This window comes from Kutzneria chonburiensis (assembly GCF_028622115.1).
Classification (GTDB): domain Bacteria; phylum Actinomycetota; class Actinomycetes; order Mycobacteriales; family Pseudonocardiaceae; genus Kutzneria; species Kutzneria chonburiensis.
Genome location: NZ_CP097263.1, coordinates 1,909,458 through 1,930,682, shown reverse-complemented (window position 1 = coordinate 1,930,682; position 21,225 = coordinate 1,909,458). Strand labels below are relative to the sequence as shown.

The following is a 21,225-nucleotide window of genomic DNA, read 5'->3' as shown; positions in this document are numbered from 1 at the left end:
CGAATTTCTTCACCAGGGAGAATGCCGCCGACCGGTTGCACTGTCGCAGGCCAATTGCCGACCGGTCAAGAACCGACGTTTCACAGCTGAACAGGGCCGATCCGACCGGTCGGCACCGACCTGCGCCTTCGACGGCAATTCGACAAAAGAAACGTAGTACGACGAGTCGAAGATTCGACGGTGCCGATTCTTCACCCGCGTCCCGATCCACTCCATCGCGCCCGTCACCCGACCGGACGGCCGCCGACTTGACCATCAGTGACCCGATGACCTGCGGGTTCGTGCCTATGGGGGAAAACATGAGAATTCGACACATTCGATGTTCGACGGTCTTGACCGCGCCGCGTCCAGCGTAAACACTGCTGCTCCACATGATCGAAGGCGGCCGTCCGATCGGGGCGGCGGCGCAGCATTGGGGGTAGCGGTGCGATCCGCACGCGTGCTTCACGACGATCCGACCGCAGATCGTCGAACCGTCGAACGCGAACTGACTCGATTGAGTCCCGCCGACAAGATCGAATTGTTCGGACCGGCCCAGCCGGCCGTACCGCGACTGCGTCTTCCCGAGACGGATTTCACCGTGCACGCGGTCACCGAGGACGTCTCGACGGTTTTCCCGCCACCACTCGGGCTTGGCAGCAGCTGGAATCCGCACCTGGCATTCCAGGTCGGGGCGGCCGTGGCCGACGAGATCCGCGCGGCCGGCGCGGGACCCGTCCGGGAGATGCCGGCGCCGGTCCCGCTGGAGGATCCCCGGCTGGGCCGCAACGAGCACCGTTACGCCGAGGACCCCCTGCTGTGCGCCAAGCTCGCCGCCCTGCACACGGCCGGCCTGCGCGGGCCGGACGACGAGCAACTGCGCACCGCGCCGGTCATGTGGTGGGGTGAGAACGCGGACACCAATCCCCGCGAGTCGTTCAACCTGCGGCTGACCCACGAGCACCAGCTGACCGTCTACCGGGCGTGCTTCGAGCTCGGCGGCGCGGTCGGCGCGGTGCTGTCGCTGGAACGCTTCGGCCGTGCGCCCGCGATGGCGGCGTTCCTGGTGAGCGAGGTCGTCCGGACGTGGAGCGGCGACAACGCCGTGGTGTGGTTCGAGGCCAAGACGCCGCCGGCCCGGGGTGCGGCGGTGCAGACACTGCGGATGGACGTGGACGGCTTCCTCGGGCCCTGGGACGTCCGCGCGGAGCTGGCCGAGGGCCACCGCGTCGGCACGGTGCCGAACCAGCGGCTTTCCCTTGCCGCGCGCCGAATCCTGACGCTGCGCCAACGACTGGGCCCCGGCGACGAGACCCGGGTCGATCGGCGTGCGCACCGGAGGCTGGCCCGGCAGGCGGCCCGAGAGTCGATCGTGTTGCTGCGCAACGACGGTCTGCTGCCACTGCTCACGAGCCCCGGTCTCCGCGTCGCCGTGCTCGGTCCGCAAGGCGCCGAACTCGTCGAGGAACTGGAGAAGCGCGTCGACGTGGTCCGTCACGGCACCGGCGCCGACCGGGTGCGGCTGACCGCCGCCGACACCGACGTACGGCTCGACATCGAGCTGGAGATGACCGAGTGGCAGCCCGGCCGCTTCACGTTGCAGGCCGGCGACCTGCACATGACCGCCGAGCTACAGCCCGACGGCACGCTGCTGGCCGGCGACGTGTCGGCCGGCGTCTATCTCACGATGGACCGGTCCGACCACGGCATTTCCACCACGACCGACCGTTCCCGGGCCACTCCGCTGCGATGGGAGACCATTGTGGACGGTGCTGCGCACGCGGCCGAACTCGCCCGCAACGTCGACATCGTCGTGCTGGCCGTCGGCGACAACCCGGCGGCGGACGACAACCGGGGTCGGCTGCGCAAGAGCATGGCGTTGCCCGCCCAGCAGCACCGTCTCATCCGAGAAGTCCGCGCCGCCAACGCGAACAGCGTGCTGGCGGTGCTCAGTCCGCAGCCCTATGCGCTGGCCTGGGAAGACGACTACGTGCCGGCGATCCTCTGGTCCGTCCCGAGTGGACGGACGACGAGCGCCGCGCTGGTCGAGATCCTGTTCGGCGAGCAGGCTCCGTCGGGCCGGCTGCCGCAGACCTGGTATCGCAGCGACGAAGACGTCACAGCCGAGCCGGACCGCGACGCCGTTGCCGGCGGGTGGACCTACATGTACACCGACAGCAAGCCGTTGTACCCCTTCGGACACGGCCTCACGTACACCACCTTCGAGTACGGCCAACCACGGCTCAGCGGCACGACACTCACCGACGACCAGGAGATCGTGATCTCGGTTCCGGTGCGCAACACCGGTTTCCGCGAGTGCGCCGAGGTCGTGCAGCTCTACACGCGCCAACTCGATTCCGCGGTCCCCCAGCCGCACAAGCAACTCCGCGACTTCCAGAAGATCACCCTGGCGCCGCAGTCCAGCCGCACGGTGCACTTCCTGTTGCGGGCCTCCGACCTCGCCTTCTGGGACGTCGTCGATCAGCGCTGGGTGGTGGAGACCGGCACCCACGAGGTGTGCGTCGGCCGCTCGTCCGACGATTTCGTCGGCACGGCCACGATCACCGTGCACGGCACCACACTTCGCGGCCGCAAGCTGGCCGAGGGCGGAGTTCGCGCGAGCACGGCGGACCTGTCGGCCGGTGTCGTCGTCGTGGACACCGACGACCGGGCGTGCCCGGTGATGTGGCCGACGCGGCCGGGCGCCTGGCTCGGCTTCCTTCGCTGTGACACCACCGGAGTGCGATCCTGGGGCTGGTCGCGGCCCACGTCGGCGACCAGCCCGTCACTGTGCACCTGCACGCCGACGCCGTGGACGGCCCCCTGCTCTCCTCCATCACGGTCCAGCCGGACTCACGGGCCGCGGTGATCACGGCGAAGTTGGCCCCGCTCAAGGAGAAATGCGACCTGTACGTCACGTTCGACGGCACCGGGCTACGGCTGATCACCGTCACCTTCGGCGTCAACTGAGGCGATCGGCCGCAGGCGGCCGAGCAGCTCACGGCGGCCGGTGGCGACCAGGCCGAGCTGCTCGGCGACCTCGACACCGATGAGCCCGTTGAGCAGGCCGAGCACGGCTCGCGGCGGCCCGTCCAGGACGAGGTCGGGCTCGGTGGCGCGACCGACCCGCGTGCGGACCTCGCCGTCGCCCAGTTCGATCACGGCCGCTTCGCCACCGGCCACGAGCTGGATGACCGCGGGCGGCCCGCCAGCGTCCACCGTGAACCATTCCGGGGCGTAGGCCAGCCACTGCGCCCGAAACGCGTCCTCCGGCCGTTCCTCGGCCATGAACCGCAGCCCCCACTGCCCGAGCGCCTTCAACGTCGGCGCCAGCGCCTGGCCGGTCTCGCTCAGCGTGTAGAGGACGGTGGCGATCGGCGGCGGCGCGTCCTCGCGGGTGATCAGCCCGGCCGCCTCGAGCTCCTTGAGCCGGGTGGACAGCAGGTTCGGCGCGATTCCCGGCAGGCCGTTGCGCAGGTCGGTGAACCGGCACGGGCCCTGGAGCAGCAGCTCGCGCACGATCAGCAGGGTCCAGCGGTCGCCGACGACGTCGAGGGCCCGGGCGACCGAGCAGAAGTGGCCGTAGCTGCGCATGCCACCAGGGTAAGGGTCAGGAACTCAATCACCAAGTAGAAAAAATCAACCATGTGTGTGTAGTCTTCAACCACGAACCCACCACGAAAGGCCCTGACGATGACCAGCAAGCCTCGTGTAGCCCGGTTTTCCTCGGTTGAAGCCCTGACGGCCGCCATCCGGTGGCCCACTCCCTCCCCCGCACGGTGCTCGCCCTCATCGGCCAGCTCGCGGCGGCCCGCCGCGACGACGAGGCGTACGAGCTCTTCGCCGAGCTGTCCGGCCAACGGCCCGGGGACCCGTTACTGCTCGCCGCCGCCGGGCTCTTCCAGGCCAGGCTGATGGACGGCCGGCTGGCCGACGCGCTGGACAAGCTCGACAAGGCCGTGGCCGCCGGCCCCGGCCTGCCCAACTACTTCCGTGGCCTGGTCCTGACCCAGCTGCCGGTGCAGCTCGGCCGCACCGACGACGCCATCGCCGATCTCGAATTCGTGACGGCACTGCACGACTTCCCGATCGGCCTGCGCCGCGCCGCCCTGCGTGCGGTGGGCAACGCCTACCGAGTGGCCGGCCGGACCGAGGATTCGGCGACGGCGCTGCGCAAGGTCGGTCTGACGGCTGAATCGGACCTGCCCGAGCTGACCATCGACTACTGGATGACCGAAGCGGACGGCTTCCGGTTCACGCCGCCGGCGGTGCGCGAGTTCGCCGACCGGGTCTTCGTGGCCCAGGGCTACGACTTCGCCGATATCGCCTTCGTGGCAACGGACAGCTCACTGGTCGCGATCGACGCGGGCAGCACCGAGGACAACGCGCGGGCGGCGTTGCAGGCGGTCGCGGCCCACACGGCGCTGCCGCTCAGCCACGTGATCATCACGCACGGGCACTTCGACCACGTCGGCGGCCTGAACGCGTTGCTGGGACACGGTGTCCAGGTGATCGCCCAGTCCGGTCTGGCCGAGGAGATCGAGCACCAGAACGACGTTCCCTTGCTGTGGAAGCGATTCATGCCGGCCGGCGCCGAGCACCGTGTGCAGGCCGCGCCGGACCACCTCGTCACCGAGCCCGAGACGGTGACCATCGGCGGTGTCGACTTCCACCTGATTCCGGTGCACGGCGGCGAGACCGATGACGCGCTGCTGGTCGACGTGCCCGAGCGCGGAGTCACGTTCGTCGGTGACGTGCTGATGCCGTATCTCGGCGCGCCGTTCTTCGCCGAGGGCTCCGCAGAGGGCCTGATCGACACGCTGCGCACCGTCGAGGATCTGGGGCCACGCCTGCTCATCCACGGGCACCCCACGCTGACGGCCAACTTCACCGTCGGCGTGATTCCCGCGCTGCGTATCGCCTTCGACGACCTCTACCAGGTGATCCGGGCCGACATCCGGGCCGGCGCGACGGTGTTCGACATGCTCGACCGCAACCACCTGCCGGCGGTGCTACGGGACAACCCGGACGTCGTGCTGCCGTACCTCATCATGCGGGACAACATGATCCGTCGGGTCCACCGGCAGCGCACCGGCTACTGGCAGCCCGACCTCGACAGCATCGACCCGGTCACGCCGTCCGCGTGGGCGGCGGTGCTCGACCTGCTGACCGGCGGCGACGAAAGCGTCTACACCCGGGTCATCCGCGACCTGCTCGACCGTGACGACCTGCCGCCGGCCCTGCGCCTGGCCGACCTCGCCCTGCGTACCAACCCCGCCAGCACGACGATCGCCGAGCTGCGCCAGGAAACCCTGCTGCGGCTGGTCGAACGCAACCAGGCGCTGGCCCCGTTCAAGTTCATCATCTACTCGGAGCTGGCCGGCGTGACCGTGCCGGCGCTGCGGGACTGACCCGGCGGGACTACCGACGCGCCCGCCCCGGCGACGATCTCCTGGAGGGCCAGCACATGCTGGTCGAAGGCGGTCCGGCCGTCCGGGGTGAGCCGGGCCGACGTACGCGGCCGCTTCCCGACGAAGGCCTTGCGGATCTCCACGTAGCCGGCCTGCTCCAGCGTTGTGAGCTGCTTGGACAAGGCGGAGTCGGACAGTCCCACGCTGTCGCGCAGCACGGCGAAGTCGGCCCAGCCGGTCGCGGCCAGGAAGGCGACCAGCGACAACCGCGTGGGGGCGTGGATCAGTTCGTCGAACCGCGGCGTCATCCGCGCCCCCTGGACAGCCGCACCAGCATCGTCTGCTCGTAGCGCACGAGCAGCTGCCCGGCCACCGCGAACACCAGCGCGCCGACGGTGGCGGCGATCGTCCCCGGATAGGGCACGCCGAACGCCTTGAGGGTGAGCCCGGTCGCCAGGCACACCCCCAGCACGACCACCAGGAACGTCAACAGCGCGAGCAGCGTTCGCCAGCCGGAACCGGGGCCGGCCAGGCTGCGGCGGGGCGCGGCGGCGCGGGCCCGGCGGCGCACCGGCAGGTCGATGGCCAGCCCGACGGCCATGAACACGCCGACACCGACCCAGACGAAGACGCCACCGGTCTCGATGCACGCCGAGAGCATCACGATCAGCGCCGCGTGCCCCCACCAGTGCCAGGCGGGAATGACCTTCCGCGTGAGCACCTGCTCCCGCCGCAGGCGGATCTCGTCCAGGGCCCGCGCGGCGTCTTCCGGCTCGACTTCCATGTTCCCTCCCCGACAGTACTTTCCTACCAGGAAAGTACTAGCCGACACGGCAATGGGCAAGCACCATTGCTCTCTTGGGCGCACCCGGCCACGAACCGGACACATGGTGCCGGCCGGACGCTACTGTCGGCACCCGTAGCGGTACGGACGGTGGAGGCCGGAGTGGTCGAGCAGTACGACACGATGCTCAAGCACTTCCGTCTGCGCGCCGGCCTCACCCAGGAGTCGCTGGCCGACCTGTCGGGCGTCTCGACCCGGACGATCCGCGGGCTGGAGAACGGAACCCGCAGCAATCCCCGGCGTGCGTCGCTGCGCCAACTGGCCGATGCGCTGGGGCTGACGCCGCACGAACGTGAGCAGTTGGCCGGATTGGGCACGGCCGAGGAGCCGCCGCCGAGCCGGGCGATCCGGCAGCTGCCGTCGCCGTCGCCCGGGTTCGCCGGTCGTGACGCCGAGCTCACCGCGCTGGACCGGGCCGGCGACAGCGAGATCCGGGTCGTCGTCGGTTCCGGCGGCATCGGCAAGACCTGGCTGGCCTTGCACTGGGCCCACACACACGCCGACCGCTTCCCGGACGGCCAGTTGTTCGTCGATCTCCAGGGGTTCAGTCCCGACCACGAACCCCTGGACGCGTCGACCGCGGTGCGCGGCTTCCTCGACGCATTCGGCGTCGACGACGGCCGACTGCCGACGACCCTGGACGGTCAGATCACCCTGTACCGGAGTCTGGTCGCCGGTCGGCGAATGCTGGTCGTCCTCGACAACGCCGCCACCGCCGACCAGGTCGTACCGCTACTGCCCGGCACGCCGACCTGCACCGTGCTGGCGACCAGCCGGCGGACCCTCACGGCACTGGTGCTCCGGCACGGCGCGTACCACCTGCCGCTGGGGACCCTGGACGAGAACGACGCCTCCGCGCTGCTGACGTTGCGACTGGGCGAGCCGCGTGTTGCCGCCGAACCCGATGCGGTGGCGCAGCTGATCGCGTTGTGCGGACGGTATCCCCTGGCTTTGGCCATCGTGGCCGGCCGGGCCCAGACCCGCCCGCGCATCCCGCTGGCCGAGTTCGCCGCTGAACTGCGGGAATCCGGCCTGACCGCGTTGGACGACGACGATCCGGCGGCCAGCGTGCCGTCGGTGCTGTCGTGGTCGATGCGGACCCTGAGCACCGGGCAACGCACGGTGTTCGCGCTGTTGGGCATCGCGCCCGGTCCGGACATCGGTGTGCCGGCCGCGACCACCCTGACCGGTCTTCCGCCGGCTCGGCTGCGGAAGGTGTTGCGCGAGTTGGAGGAATCCTCGCTGATCGATCGACAGCCGGCCGACCGGTACTCGATGCACGACCTCGTTCGCGAGCTCGCCATCGAGCAGGCCGACTGCTGTCTGTCGGCCGACGACCGGGACGCCGCGTTACGCCGGCTGGCCGAGTTCTACCTCCACACCGCGTTCGCCGGCGACCGGCAGCTGGCCCCCAAGCGGCATCCGATCAGCCTGCCGCCGTCCGATGTCGTTCCCGTCGCGTTGAAGGACGACAACGCCGTCATGGCGTGGTTCGCCGCCGAGCACGCGTGTCTGCTCGCCGTCCAGCGCTCGGCCGTCACCGCCGGCTGGGACGATGTGGTGTGGCAGTTGGCGTGGAGCGTGAACCGTTTCCACTACCGACGCAGCTATCTCGTGGACGACATCGCCGTCACGGAACTCGGCCTCGCCGCGGCCGAACGGCTCGGCGACACCTCGGCGCGCATCGAAACCCGCCGCCTGGTGGCACTGGCGCTGGTCCGGGACGGCCGGCCGACGGCGGCGTTGGATCACCTCCAGCAGGCCCTCGCCCTCGCGGAAGGCCGTGGGAGACCTGAGGAACTGGCCAACGTGCATCAGATGTTCACGTATGTGCTGGGCCGGGCCGGGCAGGATCGGCAGGCGTACCGGCATGCCGTCCAGGCGCTGCGGATCTACCAGGACCTGCACGCCCTGGAGTGGGAGGCCGACGCGCTCAACTCGGTCGGGTGGTACGCCGCCAAGCTCGGCGACTTCGACCAGGCGTGGGAGTACTGCCAGCAAGCCCTGACGCTGCAACGACGTCTGCACGACCAGGACAGCGAAGCCGTTGTCCTGGACAGCCTCGGCTACATCGACCACCACCTCGGCCGTCATGCCGACGCCATCGAGCACTACCGGCAGTCGGTCGCGTTGCTTCGTACCGTCGGCGACCTCTATCAGCTCGCCAGCACGTTGGAGGCGCTCGGCCATCCCCACCACGCCCTGAACCAGCTCGCCGAGGCGCACGGCGTGTGGTCCGAGGCCATCGAGCTCTACCATGCCCAGCACCGGAACGAGGAGGCCGAGCGCCTTCGCCGCCACCTCCGCACGACCGAAACCGTTCCCAGCTGACCATTTCTGGAGGCAGCGACCATGGCGCGTCCCATCCGGATCGCGAACTTCGCCGGGGCGATCGGCGACCGGTTCTCCGCGTTCGAGGAGGCCGTCCGGGGCGAGCCGGTGGACGTGGTGATGGGCGACGCCATGGCCGAGATCACCATGTCCATGATCGTCGCCGGCTTCGTCGACAATGCGGACGCCCGGCGCGGGTTCTACTGGGAGCCCTTCCTGCGCCAGCTGCGACCGCAGCTCGCGACGGTCGCCGAACGCAAGATCAAGGTGGTCACCAACGCCGGCATCTACCACCCGGCCGGGCTGGCCGAGGCGATCCGGCAGGACATCGCCGACCAGGGTCTCGACCTGTCCGTCGCGTACGTGACCGGCGACGATCTCACCGACACGGCGAAAGATCTCGTCGCCCAGGGGCAGCTGGCCCATCTGGAAACGGGCGCCGCGCCGACGGTCGACCCGGACGATTTCCTGGCGGCCAACGCCTATCTCGGCGGCTGGGGCATCAAGACCGCCCTGGACGAGGGCACGGACATCGTGATCACCGGCCGCGTGGCCGACGCCTCACTGGTCACCGGGCCCGCTGCCTGGTGGCACGGCTGGGCCCGTGACGACCTGGACCGCATCGCCGGCGCGACCGCCGCCGCGCACGTCATCGAGTGCGGCCCGCAGGCCACCGGCGGCAACTTCGCCGGCTTCACGAGCATCGCCGACAACACGCGGCCCGGCTTCCCGATCGCCGAGGTCGCCGACGACGGCAGCTTCGTGATCACCAAGCGGGCCGCCGACGGCGGTGCGGTCACCGTCGACACCGTCACCGCGCAGCTGATGTACGAGATCCAGGGGCCGCGCTACCTCAACCCGGACGTCACCTGGCACACCGATGCCATCGAGCTCACCCAGCAGGGCCCGGACCGGGTCCTGGTCACCGGCGCGAAGGGCAGCGCCGCGTCGGAGACGACCAAGGTGGGCATCAACTTCCAGCGCGGTTACCGCGGTGCGATGTGGCTGTTTCCCACCGGTCTCGACGTCGATGCCAAGGTCGACATGCTCAAGGCGCAGGCCGAACAGGTCCGACAGGACCGCCCGGTGGACGAGTTGCACTTCTTCGTGTGCGGCCGGCCGGCGGCCGATCCGCGTGACCAGTGGCAGGCCACCGTCGCCACGCAGGTCGTCGTCGCCGCGCCGACCCAGCGGGCCGTGACCGCGTTCCTGGCCCAGCTCGGCTCGTACGCGCTGAGCAGCATCCCCGGCTTCTACGTCGACATGAACCAGGGCTGGTCGACCAACGCGCAGCCGCGGATCGACTACTGGCCCGGGCTGATCCGGCAGGCCGACCTGGCGCACCAGGTGCACCTGCCCGACGGCCGGGTGCTGGACATCGCTCCCCTCCGGTCATGGCGCCGTTCACCGGCCAGCCTTCGGGCGCCAGCACCGTGCCGCCTACGTCGTTCGAACCAACCGTGACTGTCCCGTTTGGACGGATCGGCTACGCGCGCGCCGGCGACAAGGGGGCGAACGCCAACCTCGGCGTGTGGACCCCTCATGAGGCCGCCTGGCCGTGGCTGGCCGCCTACCTCACCGCGGATCGCCTGCGGGAACTGTTGGGCTGCGCGGACTCCGTTGCCATCGAACGGTACGAGCTGCCGAATCTGCGTGGCATCTCCTTCGTGCTGCGCGACTATTTCCCGCCCAGCGGTTCGGCCCACCTCGGGTTGGACCAGATCGGCAAGTCGCTGGGCGAGTTCCTGCGCGCCCGCCACGTCGAGGCACCGGTCGAGTTGGTGCACGCTTCCGACCGGATGGGCACATCCTGAGCCCTCATCGCCCGAATCCTCGGCCGGCCGCCGATCCACGGCGGGACAGCGTGTTCTCATGATCGCACGCCGCCTCTTCGGAGTACGACAAGGATTCGAGGTCCGATCATGCGCATGTTCTCCCGCAGAACCGCGCTCGCCACGGTCGCGGGCACGAGCGCCGCGCTGGCCTTCGGCGGCTCGCCGGCCGTCGCCACGACCGAGACCGAGCCGCTTCTGCCCACCGGGCGGCAGTACCGGGTCGCCAGCGGCAAGCAGAGTCTGGTGGTGGCCGAGGTCGGGGCCGAGCTGCGCTCATGGATCGTGGACGGTCGGCCCGTGCTGGCCAACCACGCCGACGACAGCCTGGGCGACAGCCACATGGGCAAGATCCTGCTGCCGTGGGTGGACCGCATCGCCGGCGGCAACTACACGTTCCAGGGCACGGCCCAGGAAACCCCGATCAGCGAGCACTGGAGCAACTGCGCCCTGCACGGCCTCGCGTTGTTCCTGCCGTGGACGCCGATTCGCCAGGACCGCGACCGGCTTGTGCTGGGCTGCACGTTGTATCCGCAGTACGGCTATCCGTTCATGCTGCGCTTCCAGACGGAGTACCTGCTGGACCGCAACGGATTGCGAGTCGGCCTCACCGCGACCAACATCGGCAAGCAGCCGGCTCCGTTCGGCAGCGGCTACCACCCGTACTTCGCCGTCCCGCCGTCGGTGGACCAGGCCAAGCTCACCGTCAACGCTTCGACGTACCTGATCAACAACGACAACGGCATCCCGACCGGCAAGGCCCCGGTGGCCGGCACCGCGGTCGACTTCCGTTCCCCCAAGCCGATCGGCCCCGCGCAGGTCGACGTGGCCTTCACCGACCTCGTTCGCACCACCGCCGACAGCACGCTGGCCGAGATCGAGGCGCCGGACGGGCACAAGGTCCAGCTGTGGGCCGACGAGAACCACAAGTTCCTCGCCGTCTACTCCGACGACTACCCCGACCCCGGCCGCCCGGCGCGGCAGGCCATCGCCGTCGAGCCGCTGACCTCCGCCGCCAACGCGTTCAACAGCGGCGACGGCTTGATCGTGCTGGCGCCCGGGCAGACCTACCGCAGCGTCTGGGGTCTGCGGACGGTGTAACACCGGCAGGATGAATCGTTTTCGGATCGATTTCGGGCTAGAATCCGCCTCGACGGTGATGAACGCCAGCACTGAGGTAGGTGCCGATGGAGCCGGAGTGGACCCCGGGTGCGCTGGCCCGCATGCTGGGCGTCTCGCCCAACACGCTGCGCACCTGGGATCGCCGGTACGGCCTGGGACCGACCGTCCGCCAGGACGGGCGGCACCGGCGCTACAGCGAGGGTGACGAGCGCCGGCTCCGTCGCATGGTCGCTTTGATCGCCAGCGGCATGAGCACGGCGGCGGCCGCCGCCATTGCTCGCGGCGAGTCCGCATCGCAGGCTCCGAGCGTTGCGGTTGAGCCGTTCTCGCCGGCGGCCGCGGTGCGCGGCTTTCGCCGGGCCGCGGCGCGGTTGGACGCCCCGCTGATGCGTGAGCTCGCGCGGCGGCTGATCGCCGAACACGACGTGGCCACGGCGTGGGAGGAAGTGTTCACTCCCGTACTGGTCGAACTCGGGGCCGGATCGGCGATCGAGGTCGAGCACATGGCGAGCGCCAGCATCCAGCACGCGTTGCGGCAGATCCCGGCGGCGCGGGAACGGGGTCGGCTGCCCGTGCTGCTCGCGTGCGCCCCGGACGAGCAGCACACGCTGCCTCTCGACGCGTTGGCCGCCGTGCTGTCGGAGCAGGGCTGCGCCCATCGGAGCCTCGGTGCACGGGTACCCGCCCCGGCGCTGGTCAAGGCCGTCGACCAGCTCCGTCCCGCCGTGACGGTCGTATGGGCGCACACCGAGGTCCTGGCCGGTCTCGTCCCGCTCGACGACCTGCTGGCGTCCGGTCACACGACGGTCGTCGTGGCCGGTCCCGGCTGGCAGTCGGTGCCGCCGGACGTGCGCCAGGTCAGCTCGCTACGGGAGGCCGTGACCGTGGTGTCGGAGCTCAGCGGCATCGCCGCGCTCAGCACCTGAGCCACCCGGTCCAGCAGCTCGGCGACCACCCGCACCGCTCGACGCCTTCCGTCCGCATCGAGGTCACGCGCACGCTCGACCAGCCGCCGATCGCCGTCCTCGAGCAAGCCGAGTTCGTCACGGGCGATGCCGCGCCGGAGCAGCTCCACCGCGTCCCGCTCGGGCATCACCGCACCGAGCACCGCCCGTAACGCCCTCGCCGCGCGAGTCCGCAGGTCGGGGCCGGGAATTCGGGCCAGGCGCTCGGCCACCACGTCGGTCAGGTCGCTTCGGCCGGCGTCGAGCAGCACCGTCCAGATCAGCGTGGTGACCCGGTCGGCGGCCGTGGTCATGGTGTGCCCCGCCGGCCGGCCCAGGTTTCGGCGATCGGACCGGGCAGTCGGCTCAGGTCGGACATGGCGGTCTCCTGTCGCTCGCCGGGCGGGCCGGTCCCCGTGAGCCTAGAATCGATTCGAAATCGGTTCAAGTCGGGAGGCGATGATGACGGTGTTCACGGTCCGCCGGCAGGCCGGCGCCGGCGCGGTGTTCGGGCTGGCGGTGGCGCTCGCGGCGCTGGCCGGTGCGCTGGCCAGCACCCGCACGGCCCAGGACTACGGACGGCTGGCCCAGCCCTCGTGGGCCCCTCCGGCCTGGGTCTTCGGCCCGGTCTGGACCCTGCTCTACGTGTCGATCGCCGTGGCCGGTTGGCTGGTCTGGCGACGCGCCGGCACGGGCGGTGCACGCTGGGCGCTGACCACGTACGGGGTGCAGTTGCTGCTCAACGCCGCATGGACGCCGATCTTCTTCGGCCTGCGGCTGTTCGGGGCGACCTTCGCCGAGATCGTGGTGTTGTGGCTGGCCATCGGCGTGACAGTGGTGCTGTTCGCGCGGATCCGACGCGCCGCCGCCGTGCTGCTGCTGCCCTACTGGGCGTGGACTACCTTCGCCACCGTGCTCACCTACGCCGTCTGGCAGCTCAACCCGTGAGCATCGTGCAGTCGACCGTCGTCGACTTCCCGCTGGCCGAGGTGTTCGCCTGGCACAGCCGGCCCGGAGCCATGCCTCGCCTGACGCCGCCGTGGGCGCCGCTGCGGGTGATCGCGGAGGCCTCGTCGCTGCGGGACGGGCAGGCGGTGCTGGGACTTCCCGGCGGGCTGCGGTGGCTGGCCGCGCACCAGCCGGGCGCGTACGACCCGCCGTACCGGTTCGTCGACGAACTGGCCTCGCAGCCGCTGCGAACAGTGTTGTCCTGGCGGCACAGCCACGAATTCGCCGCCGAGGGTGACTCGAAGACCAAGGTCACCGACCGGATCGAAACGCCGGTGCCGGGCGCGCTGCTGCGGTCCATGGTCGCCTATCGGCACCGGCAGCTGGCCGGCGATCTCGCCGCGCACCGGTGGTCCCGCGACCTTCGGCCGGACCCGCTGACCGTTGCGATCACCGGCAGCGGAGGCATGATCGGCACGCAGCTGGCCGCCCTGCTGACCACCGGCGGCCACAAGGTGATCCGTTTGGTCCGGCGCGCACCGCGTTCGGCGAGCGAGCGGCGGTGGCGTCCCGATAAGCCGGACGCCGACCTGCTGGCCGGCGTGGACGCAGTTGTCCATCTGGCCGGCGCGTCGATCGCGGGGCGATTCACCCCGTCGCACAAGGCCGCCGTGCGGGACAGCCGGATCGAGCCGACGCTACGGTTGGCACAGCTGGCCGCACGCGGGCGGCATCGGCCGTCGACGTTTGTCAGCGCCTCGGCGGTCGGCATCTACGGCCCCGATCGCGGCGACGAGCTGTTGACCGAGGAAAGTCCGCGCGGCGAAGGCTTTCTCGCCGACCTGGTGGCGGACTGGGAGGACGCGGCCTCGGCCGCCGCCGAGGACGGCGTCCGGGTCGTCACCGTGCGGACCGGCATCGTGCAGTCGCCACGCGGCGGCAGCCTGCGCCTGCTGTTCCCGTTGTTCGCGGCCGGACTGGGCGGCCGGCTCGGCACCGGCCGGCAGTGGCTGCCGTGGATCGGCATCGACGACCTGCTCGACGTCTACCTACGGGCGATCGTCGACAGTGGACTGTCCGGCGCAGTCAATGCCGTTGCCCCGCAACCGGTTCGCAACATCGACTACACCAGGGCCCTGGCCTCGGCACTGCACCGGCCGGCCGTGCTCCCGGTTCCGTCCATCGGTCCCCGCCTGCTGCTCGGCCGGGAGGGGGCCGAGGAGTTGGCCAGCGCCAGCCAGCGGGTGGTGCCCCGCCGGCTGGAACTGGCCGGGCACCGCTTCCGTCACCCCGTGGTGGACCAGGCGCTGGCCCACCTCCTCTGAGCTACTGGCCGAGCGACCGGCGGATCTCGGCCAGCCGGTCCTTGGCCGCCTGCTCACGGTCGGCGAGCTGCTTGTCCAGGGCTTCCGCGGTGTTCTCCGTGCCCAGCCCGGCCAGCTCGGTCGAGCCCACCGACGTCGTGTACCGGTTCTCGATCTTGTCCCGGACGAAGTCGAAGCTCGGCACGCCGCCGTCGCTGTAGTCCGGCTCCGGCAGCGTCGGTTCCGGTGTCGAGGGGACCGCGACCGCCGTGCTCGGGGCGTCGTCGACGATCTCGCCGTCCACGACGTCGTGCCGGTCCTCGTCCATCACCGTCTCCTCACCGCCGGTCCGGCCTCCGACTCTAGTCCGTCCAGGTCACCGGCAGCTCGTGCACGCCGTAGATGCTCATATCGGTCCGCAGCCGCACCTCGCCGGCCGGAATGGCCAGCTCCAGCGTCGGAAAGCGGCGCAGCAGCCCGGCGAAGCCGGCCCGCATCTCGATTCGGGCCAGCTGCTGGCCGAGGCACTGGTGCACGCCGTGCCCGAAGGACACATGGCCACGGGCCTTGCGGTGCACGTCCAGCGTGTCGCCGTTCTCGAACCGCTGCGGGTCGTGGCCGGCGGCCAGCAGCGAGACGACGACCGTCGTCCCCTTGGTGATCGTCTCGCCGGCGAGCTCGATGTCCTCGGTGGCGTAGCGCAGGAACGTGTCGGCGACGGCGAGGTAGCGCATGAGCTCCTCGACGGCGTCAGGCATCAGTTCCGGGTCGGCCCGCAGCTCGGCCAGCTGGTCCGGGTGCTCCAGCAGGGCGAAAGTGCCCAGTGCCAGCATGTTCGCGGTGGTCTCGTGCCCGGCGAGCAGCAGCAGGAAGGCGATGCCGATCAGTTCCTCGACGCTCAGGTCCTCGTCACGGGCCAGGTCGGACAGCAGGTCGTCGCCCGGCTCGGCCCGCTTGGCGGTGATCAGCCCGGCCAGGTACGAGGTCAGGGCGTTCCACGCGCCCATCTTCTCCTCCAGCGACTGGTCCTTGACCAGGAACTGGGCCGAGTTGGCCTGGAAGGTCGCCCGGTCCGCGTAGGGCACGCCGAGCAGCTCGCAGATGACCAGCGACGGCACCGGCAGCGCGAACGCCGTGACCAGGTCGACCGGCCGGGCCATGGCGGCCAGCTCGTCCAGCTGCCGCTCGGTGATCTCGATGATGTGCTCCTCGAGCATCTTCATCCGCTTCACCGTGAAGGCGCCGATCAGCTTGCGCCGCAACCGGGTGTGGTCCGGCGGGTCCATGGCGATGAACAGGCCCGGGATCTGCGGGGACGGCTCGGTGGCCGGCGGCATGCCCGGCGTCTCCCACGGCACGTGCAGGACGCCGATGTCCTGGCGGGAGCTGAACCGGGTGTCGGCCAGCACCTGGCGGACCTCGTCGTAGCCGGTGACCAGCCAGCCCTCGTGGCCGTCCGGGAAGACCAGCGGGCTGACCGGGCGGGTCGCGCGCAGCTCGCTCATCCGGCTCGGCGGGTCGAACGGGCCGGCGTCGCGCTCGGTGGGCATGCCCTGGCTCATCAGAAGTTCCTCTCGTGGCGTGTGCTGTCACCACAGTCGCCGGGCCCGCTGACACCGGACGGTCACGGCGCTGACACCGCTGTCAGCGCAACTTACCGATTCGCGTCGATCACCCGTGGCAAAATCGGCCGGTGCAGATCGGGATGCTCGGACCATTCGAGGTGCGTACGGACGGCGCGGTGGCCGACGTGCCGGGCGCCCGGCTGCGTGGGCTGCTGGCCGCCCTCGCGCTCGATCCCGGTCACGTGGTCCCGAAGGCGTCGCTGGTCGACTGGATCTGGGGCGAGAACCCGCCGGCCGACGCGGCGAATGCCTTGCAGCGCCTGGTTTCCCGGCTGCGGAAGGTGCTGCCGGACGGGGCGGTCGACGGGCAGGCGAACGGCTACCGGCTGGTGATCGAACCGGACGCCGTCGACGCCGTGCGATTCCAGCGCCTGGTCAGCGAGGCCCGCGAGGATCCACGACGGCTGCGCGATGCCCTGGCCCTGTGGCGTGGTGGGGCCATGCAGGACGTCGGTCTGCTGGACAGCGCGGCCTTCGACGCGGCGGTCACCCGGCTCGAGGGACTGCGTCTGACCGCCTTGGAGGACCGCTTCGACGCGGAGACCAGCATCGGTCACAGCGCGGAGACCATCACGGAGCTGACCGACCTCGTGGTCGCCCATCCGGTCCGCGAACGGCTCGTCGCCGCCCTGATGCGGGCGCTGGCCGCGACCGGCCGTGACACCGACGCGCTGCTGCTGTACCAGCGCACCAGGGAAACCCTGGCCAACGAGCTGGGCGTGGACCCATCACCTGAGCTGTCCGCCGTGCACGTCGCGCTGCTGCGGGGCGAGCTGGGGCGGCGGGAGGAGACCCGCCGGACCAACCTGCGGGCCGAGCTGACCAGTTACGTGGGCAAGGACGGCGACGTCGCCGCGGTCCGCGAGCTCGTCGCCGACCACCGGCTCACCACGCTGATCGGGCCGGGTGGCTCGGGCAAGACCAGGCTGGCCACGGAAACCGCGCGCACGCTGCTCGACGACCAGGCGGACGGGGTCTGGCTGGTCGAGCTGGCGCCCATCGGCGCGGGCAGCGACGTCGCGCAGGCGACGCTCGCCGCGCTCAAGCTGCGGGACTCGCTGCTCGGCGACGCGCCGGACGCGGAGCCGACCGACCGGGTCGTGGCGGCGCTCCGCGACCGGGCGATGGTGCTGGTGCTGGACAACTGCGAGCACGTGATCGAGTCCGCCGCGGCCTTCGCCCACCGGGTGCTCGGCGAGTGCCGGCGGCTGCGCATCCTCGCCACCAGCCGGGAACCGCTCGGCATCACCGGCGAGACGCTGTGGCCGGTCGCGCCGCTGGTCCTGCCGGCCGAGGACGCCGATCCCGAGAAGATCGAGTCGTCGCCGGCCGTACGGCTGCTGCGGGACCGGGCCGGCGCGGTGCGCAAGGACCTCGGGACCGACGCCGGCACGTCGTCCACGCTGGCCCGCATCTGCCGGGCGCTGGACGGCATGCCGCTGGCGATCGAGCTCGCCGCGGCCCGGCTGCGCACGATGTCCGTCGATCAGCTGGCCCACCGGCTCGACGACCGGTTCCGGCTGTTGACCGGCGGCAGCCGCACGGCGCTCCCCCGGCACCGGACGCTGCGTGCGATGGTCGACTGGAGCTGGGAGCTGCTCACCGACGACGAAAGGTCGGCGCTGCGGCGGCTGTCGGTGTTCGCCGGCGGCGCCAGCCAGGAAGCCGCCGAGCGGGTCTGCGCGGGGGACGTGCTCGATCTGCTGACCGCTTTGACCGAGAAATCGCTGGTCGTCGCCGAAGGCGACACGGCGACGCGCTACCGGCTGCTCGGCACCATCAAGGAGTACGCCCAGGAACGCCTCTCGGAGGCCGGTGAGTCGGAACTGGCCCGTCGGGCCCATCTCACGTACTTCACCGACCTCGCCGAGACCGCCGACCCGCGTCTTCGCGGCGCCGAGCAGCTGGAATGGCTGGCCGAGCTCGAGGTCGAGCACGACAACATCGTCGCGGCGATGCGCGGCGCGCTCGCGGCCGGCGATGCGACCGGGGCGATGCGGCTGGCCGCGGCCGGCGGCTGGTACTGGTGGCTCGGCGGGCACAAGAACGAGGGCAACGAGCTGATCGTGGCGGCCGCCGCCGTGCCCGGCGAGGTGCCCGACCGGATCCGGGCCGCGGTCTACGCGCTGGCCACCGGCTTCGTCACGTCCGGGCTGGAGAGTGATCAGAACCAGGCCGCCGAGTGGATCCACGAGGTGCACGAGATCAACCTCCGGGTCGACGGCTGCCACCCGGCGGTGCGGCTCGTCGCCGCGCTGGAGCGGCTGGTCCGGGAGCCGGACGCGTTCGTGGCCGTGTGGGAGCCGCTGCTGGCCGACGAGGAGCCGTGGGTGCGGGCGCTGGCTCGGCTTCAGCTCGGCAAGATGCGGATCATGGCCGGCGACGGCAGTCTGGAGGCCGACGCGTGCCTGGAGACGGCGCTGGCCGAGTACCGGGCGCTGGGCGAACGGTGGGGCATGTCGTTCGCGCTGACCGAGCTGGCCGACCGGATCGCCATGCGTGGCGACTTCACCGGCGCGTGCGAGCACTACGAGCAGGCGATCGCCGTGGTCACCGAGGTCGGCGCGATCGAGGACGTCGTGCGGATGCGGTCGCGGCAGGCCCAGCTGCACTGGCTGGCCGGGGACGACTCGTCGAGCGCCGCCGCCATGGCGCAGGCGCAGCGGACCGCTTCGCGGGTCGCGTGGCCCGGTGCGTTGGTCGAGTTGGCTCTGGGCAAGGCAAACCTCGCCCGTTGGCGTGGTGACGTCTCGGAGGCGCGGCGGCAGCTCGACGTCGCCACCGGGTTGTTGGGCAGCGCCGCCGAGCGGGCTCAGGTCCGGGCGATGCGGCAGGACCTCCTCGGCTACCTGGCCTCGGACATCGCCTCGGCCCGGACCCATCGCGTCGCCGCCTTCGAGGCCGCGGCCGAGCACGGGAACCCGCCGGTGATCGCCCAGGCGCTGCTCGGGCTGGCCGACCTGGCGTTGCGTGAGGATCAGGACGAGCAGGCGGCGCGGCTGTTGGCGGCGAGTGTCGGCCTTCGCGGCCTTTGGGACCGTTCGCAGCCGGACGTGACCCGTATCGAGCAGGCCGCGCTTCGTCGCCTCGGCGAATCGCGATTCGCCGAGGCGACTGAGGAGGGGACTACGGCTGGCTGGCGTGAGCTGGCCGCCGTCACGCTCGCTTCGTGAACGTGGACCGCGCCCACAGGTAGCCGACCACCGCGATACCGAGGCACCAGGCGACCGCCGCGATCGCGTCGCCGGCCGCCGGCGTGCCGTCGAGCAGTCCCCGCAACGTCTCGATGATCGGCGTGAACGGTTGGTACTGCGCGAATTCCCTTACGCCCGGCCCCATTTTCGCCGCCGGGACGATCGCGCTGCTGAAGAACGGCAGCATCACCAGCGGCACCGCCGCCAGCCCCGCCGTCTCCGGCGACTTCGCGAACAGTCCCAGCGCCACCGTGAACCAGCCCGCCGCCACCGCGAGCAGCAGCACCACTGCGAGCACGCCGAGCCAGTCCAGCAGGCTCGCCGCCGGGCTGAAGCCCAGCAGGAAAGCCACTCCGATGATCGCCCCGATGGCCACCAGGTTGGTCAGCACACTGGCGACGACGTGGCCCGTCAGCACCGCGCCGCGGGAGACATCCATGACCTTGAACCGGTTGATCACGCCCTTGGTCATGTCCGCGTTCACCGAGGTCGCCACCGCGCCCAGGCCGTAGCAAACCGCCAGCAGCAGCATGCCCGGCGTCGCGTAGTCGACGTAGTCCACGCCCACGCTGAAGGCGCCGCCCAGCAGGTAGACGAACATCAGCATCACCACCACCGGCATCAGCACCGCGTTGAACACCGAGGTCGGATTCCGGGCCACGTGCTTGAGGTTGCGTCGCAGCATCACCATCGATGGGGTCTTCATCACGCCGACACCTCCGTCGCGTGGCCCGTCAGGGCAAGGAAGACGTCATCGAGGTCCGGCGTGTGCACCGACAGCTCTTCCGCGCTGACCGCGTATTCGTCCAGCCGGTCCAGCAGCACCCTCAGCGACCTCGTCCCCCCGTCGCCCGGCACCCGCAGCGTCAGCGCTTCGTCCTCACGCTTCCCGTCCGTCAGAACCCGCGCCGCCGCCTCCAGCTCCTCCACGTTCGTGAACCGCAGCCTGATGTGCGTTCCCGGGATCCGCCGCTTGAGCTCCTCCGGAGTGCCTTCCGCCACCACCCGGCCGCCGTCCAGCACCGCCACCCGATCCGCCAGCTGATCCGCTTCCTCAAGGTATTGCGTGGTAAGGAAAACCGTCACCCCTTCCCCCACCAGCTCCTTGACGATCTCCCACATCGTCCGCCTACTCCGCGGATCCAGCCCCGTGGTCGGCTCATCCAGAAAGATGATCTTCGGATCACCCACCAGCGTCATGGCCAGATCCAGCTTCCGCCTCATCCCTCCCGAATACGTCCCCGCCGCCTTCTTCGCCGCTTCCCCCAGTTCAAACCGCTCCAGCAGCCTCCCGACGACCCCTTCTTCCGCCCGCCGGCTCAGATCCACCATCAGCCGCAGGTTCTCCTCCCCCGTCAGCAGTTCATCCACCGCCGCGAACTGCCCCGTAACCCCGATCGCCCTCCTCACCTCCTTCGCCTCCTTCCCCACGTCATACCCCGCCACCCGCACCTCTCCCCCATCCGCCGCCGTCAGCGTCGTCAGCACGTTCACCGCCGTCGTCTTCCCCGCCCCGTTCGGCCCCAGCAGCGCGAACACCGTCCCCGTCCCCACCTCCAGGTCCACCCCGTCCAGCACCACCTTGTCCTTGTACGCCTTCCGCAGCCCCGACACCGCAATCGCCAGATTCGTCATACCCAGCACTGTCTTCGCGCCCGGTGTCACCCCCCTGACACAGCCCTGACACGCGT

The 21,225-nt window shown here is 70.7% G+C and carries 17 protein-coding genes; 10 read left to right on the top strand and 7 right to left on the bottom strand.

The genetic code is table 11. From position 1 onward, the window contains the following. Positions 1-496: 496 nt before the first annotated feature. On the top strand, positions 497-2,848 hold the full coding sequence (locus tag M3Q35_RS08890; protein WP_273941187.1) for a glycoside hydrolase family 3 C-terminal domain-containing protein: 2,352 nt from the start codon (positions 497-499) through the stop codon (positions 2,846-2,848). A 65-nt stretch (positions 2,849-2,913) separates the two neighbouring features. On the opposite strand, the gene M3Q35_RS08885 is transcribed toward M3Q35_RS08890, so the two are convergent. Beyond that, entirely contained in the window at positions 2,914-3,573 is a 660-nt protein-coding gene (locus M3Q35_RS08885) for a winged helix-turn-helix transcriptional regulator (RefSeq protein WP_273941186.1), read from the bottom strand. A 161-nt stretch (positions 3,574-3,734) separates the two neighbouring features. Between M3Q35_RS08885 and M3Q35_RS08880 the strand changes: the two genes are divergently transcribed. Next, complete coding sequence (locus M3Q35_RS08880) at positions 3,735-5,390, top strand: MBL fold metallo-hydrolase (protein WP_273941185.1); 1,656 nt, start codon at positions 3,735-3,737, stop codon at positions 5,388-5,390. Here M3Q35_RS08880 and M3Q35_RS08875 read toward each other — a convergent pair. Beyond that, positions 5,345-5,698: a winged helix-turn-helix domain-containing protein gene (locus M3Q35_RS08875; RefSeq protein ID WP_273941184.1), complete on the bottom strand. Its 354-nt coding sequence runs from the start codon at positions 5,696-5,698 to the stop codon at positions 5,345-5,347. The two genes, M3Q35_RS08880 and M3Q35_RS08875, sit on opposite strands and share 46 nt — an antisense overlap. Beyond that, positions 5,695-6,174, bottom strand: a complete 480-nt coding sequence (locus M3Q35_RS08870) for a hypothetical protein (protein ID WP_273941183.1) — start codon at positions 6,172-6,174, stop codon at positions 5,695-5,697. The genes M3Q35_RS08875 and M3Q35_RS08870 overlap by 4 nt, the downstream gene beginning before the upstream one ends. Before the next feature lie 150 nt (positions 6,175-6,324). On the opposite strand from M3Q35_RS08870, the gene M3Q35_RS08865 reads away from it, so the two are divergent. The 7 genes from M3Q35_RS08865 to M3Q35_RS08835 all read left to right on the top strand — a co-directional run bounded on the left by M3Q35_RS08865 (position 6,325) and on the right by M3Q35_RS08835 (position 14,736). Then, positions 6,325-8,565 carry an ATP-binding protein gene (locus M3Q35_RS08865; RefSeq protein WP_273941182.1) on the top strand — a complete coding sequence of 747 codons (2,241 nt, stop codon included), beginning with the start codon at positions 6,325-6,327 and terminating at the stop codon, positions 8,563-8,565. A gap of 21 nt (positions 8,566-8,586) precedes the next feature. Continuing rightward, positions 8,587-10,029 carry an acyclic terpene utilization AtuA family protein gene (locus M3Q35_RS08860; protein ID WP_273941181.1) on the top strand — a complete coding sequence of 481 codons (1,443 nt, stop codon included), beginning with the start codon at positions 8,587-8,589 and terminating at the stop codon, positions 10,027-10,029. After that, on the top strand, positions 10,026-10,379 hold the full coding sequence (locus M3Q35_RS08855; RefSeq protein ID WP_273941180.1) for an AtuA-related protein: 354 nt from the start codon (positions 10,026-10,028) through the stop codon (positions 10,377-10,379). Before M3Q35_RS08860 ends, M3Q35_RS08855 begins: the two co-directional genes overlap by 4 nt. A gap of 114 nt (positions 10,380-10,493) precedes the next feature. Further along, on the top strand, positions 10,494-11,498 hold the full coding sequence (locus M3Q35_RS08850) for an aldose 1-epimerase family protein (RefSeq protein ID WP_273941179.1): 1,005 nt from the start codon (positions 10,494-10,496) through the stop codon (positions 11,496-11,498). Positions 11,499-11,584: 86 nt separating this feature from the next. Further along, the gene (locus M3Q35_RS08845; RefSeq protein WP_273941178.1) at positions 11,585-12,445 is read left to right on the top strand and encodes a MerR family transcriptional regulator; all 861 of its coding nucleotides are present in this window, start codon (positions 11,585-11,587) and stop codon (positions 12,443-12,445) included. Positions 12,446-12,925: 480 nt separating this feature from the next. Further along, a complete protein-coding gene (locus M3Q35_RS08840) occupies positions 12,926-13,411 on the top strand; it encodes a TspO/MBR family protein (RefSeq protein WP_273941177.1) in 486 nt (161 codons plus the stop codon). Next, positions 13,408-14,736, top strand: coding sequence for a TIGR01777 family oxidoreductase (locus tag M3Q35_RS08835; RefSeq protein ID WP_273941176.1), 1,329 nt, complete (start codon positions 13,408-13,410; stop codon positions 14,734-14,736). Before M3Q35_RS08840 ends, M3Q35_RS08835 begins: the two co-directional genes overlap by 4 nt. A gap of 1 nt (position 14,737) precedes the next feature. Here the strand turns inward: M3Q35_RS08835 and M3Q35_RS08830 are convergent, their stop codons facing one another. Both M3Q35_RS08830 and M3Q35_RS08825 read right to left on the bottom strand, forming a co-directional pair. After that, positions 14,738-15,043, bottom strand: coding sequence for a hypothetical protein (locus M3Q35_RS08830; RefSeq protein ID WP_273941175.1), 306 nt, complete (start codon positions 15,041-15,043; stop codon positions 14,738-14,740). Between the two features lie 34 nt (positions 15,044-15,077). After that, entirely contained in the window at positions 15,078-16,277 is a 1,200-nt protein-coding gene (locus M3Q35_RS08825; RefSeq protein ID WP_273941174.1) for a cytochrome P450, read from the bottom strand. 131 nt (positions 16,278-16,408) lie between these two features. On the opposite strand from M3Q35_RS08825, the gene M3Q35_RS08820 reads away from it, so the two are divergent. Continuing rightward, positions 16,409-19,513, top strand: a complete 3,105-nt coding sequence (locus M3Q35_RS08820; RefSeq protein WP_273941173.1) for an ATP-binding protein — start codon at positions 16,409-16,411, stop codon at positions 19,511-19,513. Here the strand turns inward: M3Q35_RS08820 and M3Q35_RS08815 are convergent. Continuing rightward, positions 19,497-20,240, bottom strand: coding sequence for an ABC transporter permease (locus M3Q35_RS08815; RefSeq protein ID WP_273941172.1), 744 nt, complete (start codon positions 20,238-20,240; stop codon positions 19,497-19,499). The genes M3Q35_RS08820 and M3Q35_RS08815 overlap by 17 nt on opposite strands. Continuing rightward, a complete protein-coding gene (locus M3Q35_RS08810; RefSeq protein WP_273941171.1) occupies positions 20,240-21,169 on the bottom strand; it encodes an ATP-binding cassette domain-containing protein in 930 nt (309 codons plus the stop codon). Before M3Q35_RS08810 ends, M3Q35_RS08815 begins: the two co-directional genes overlap by 1 nt. Positions 21,170-21,225: the final 56 nt, after the last annotated feature.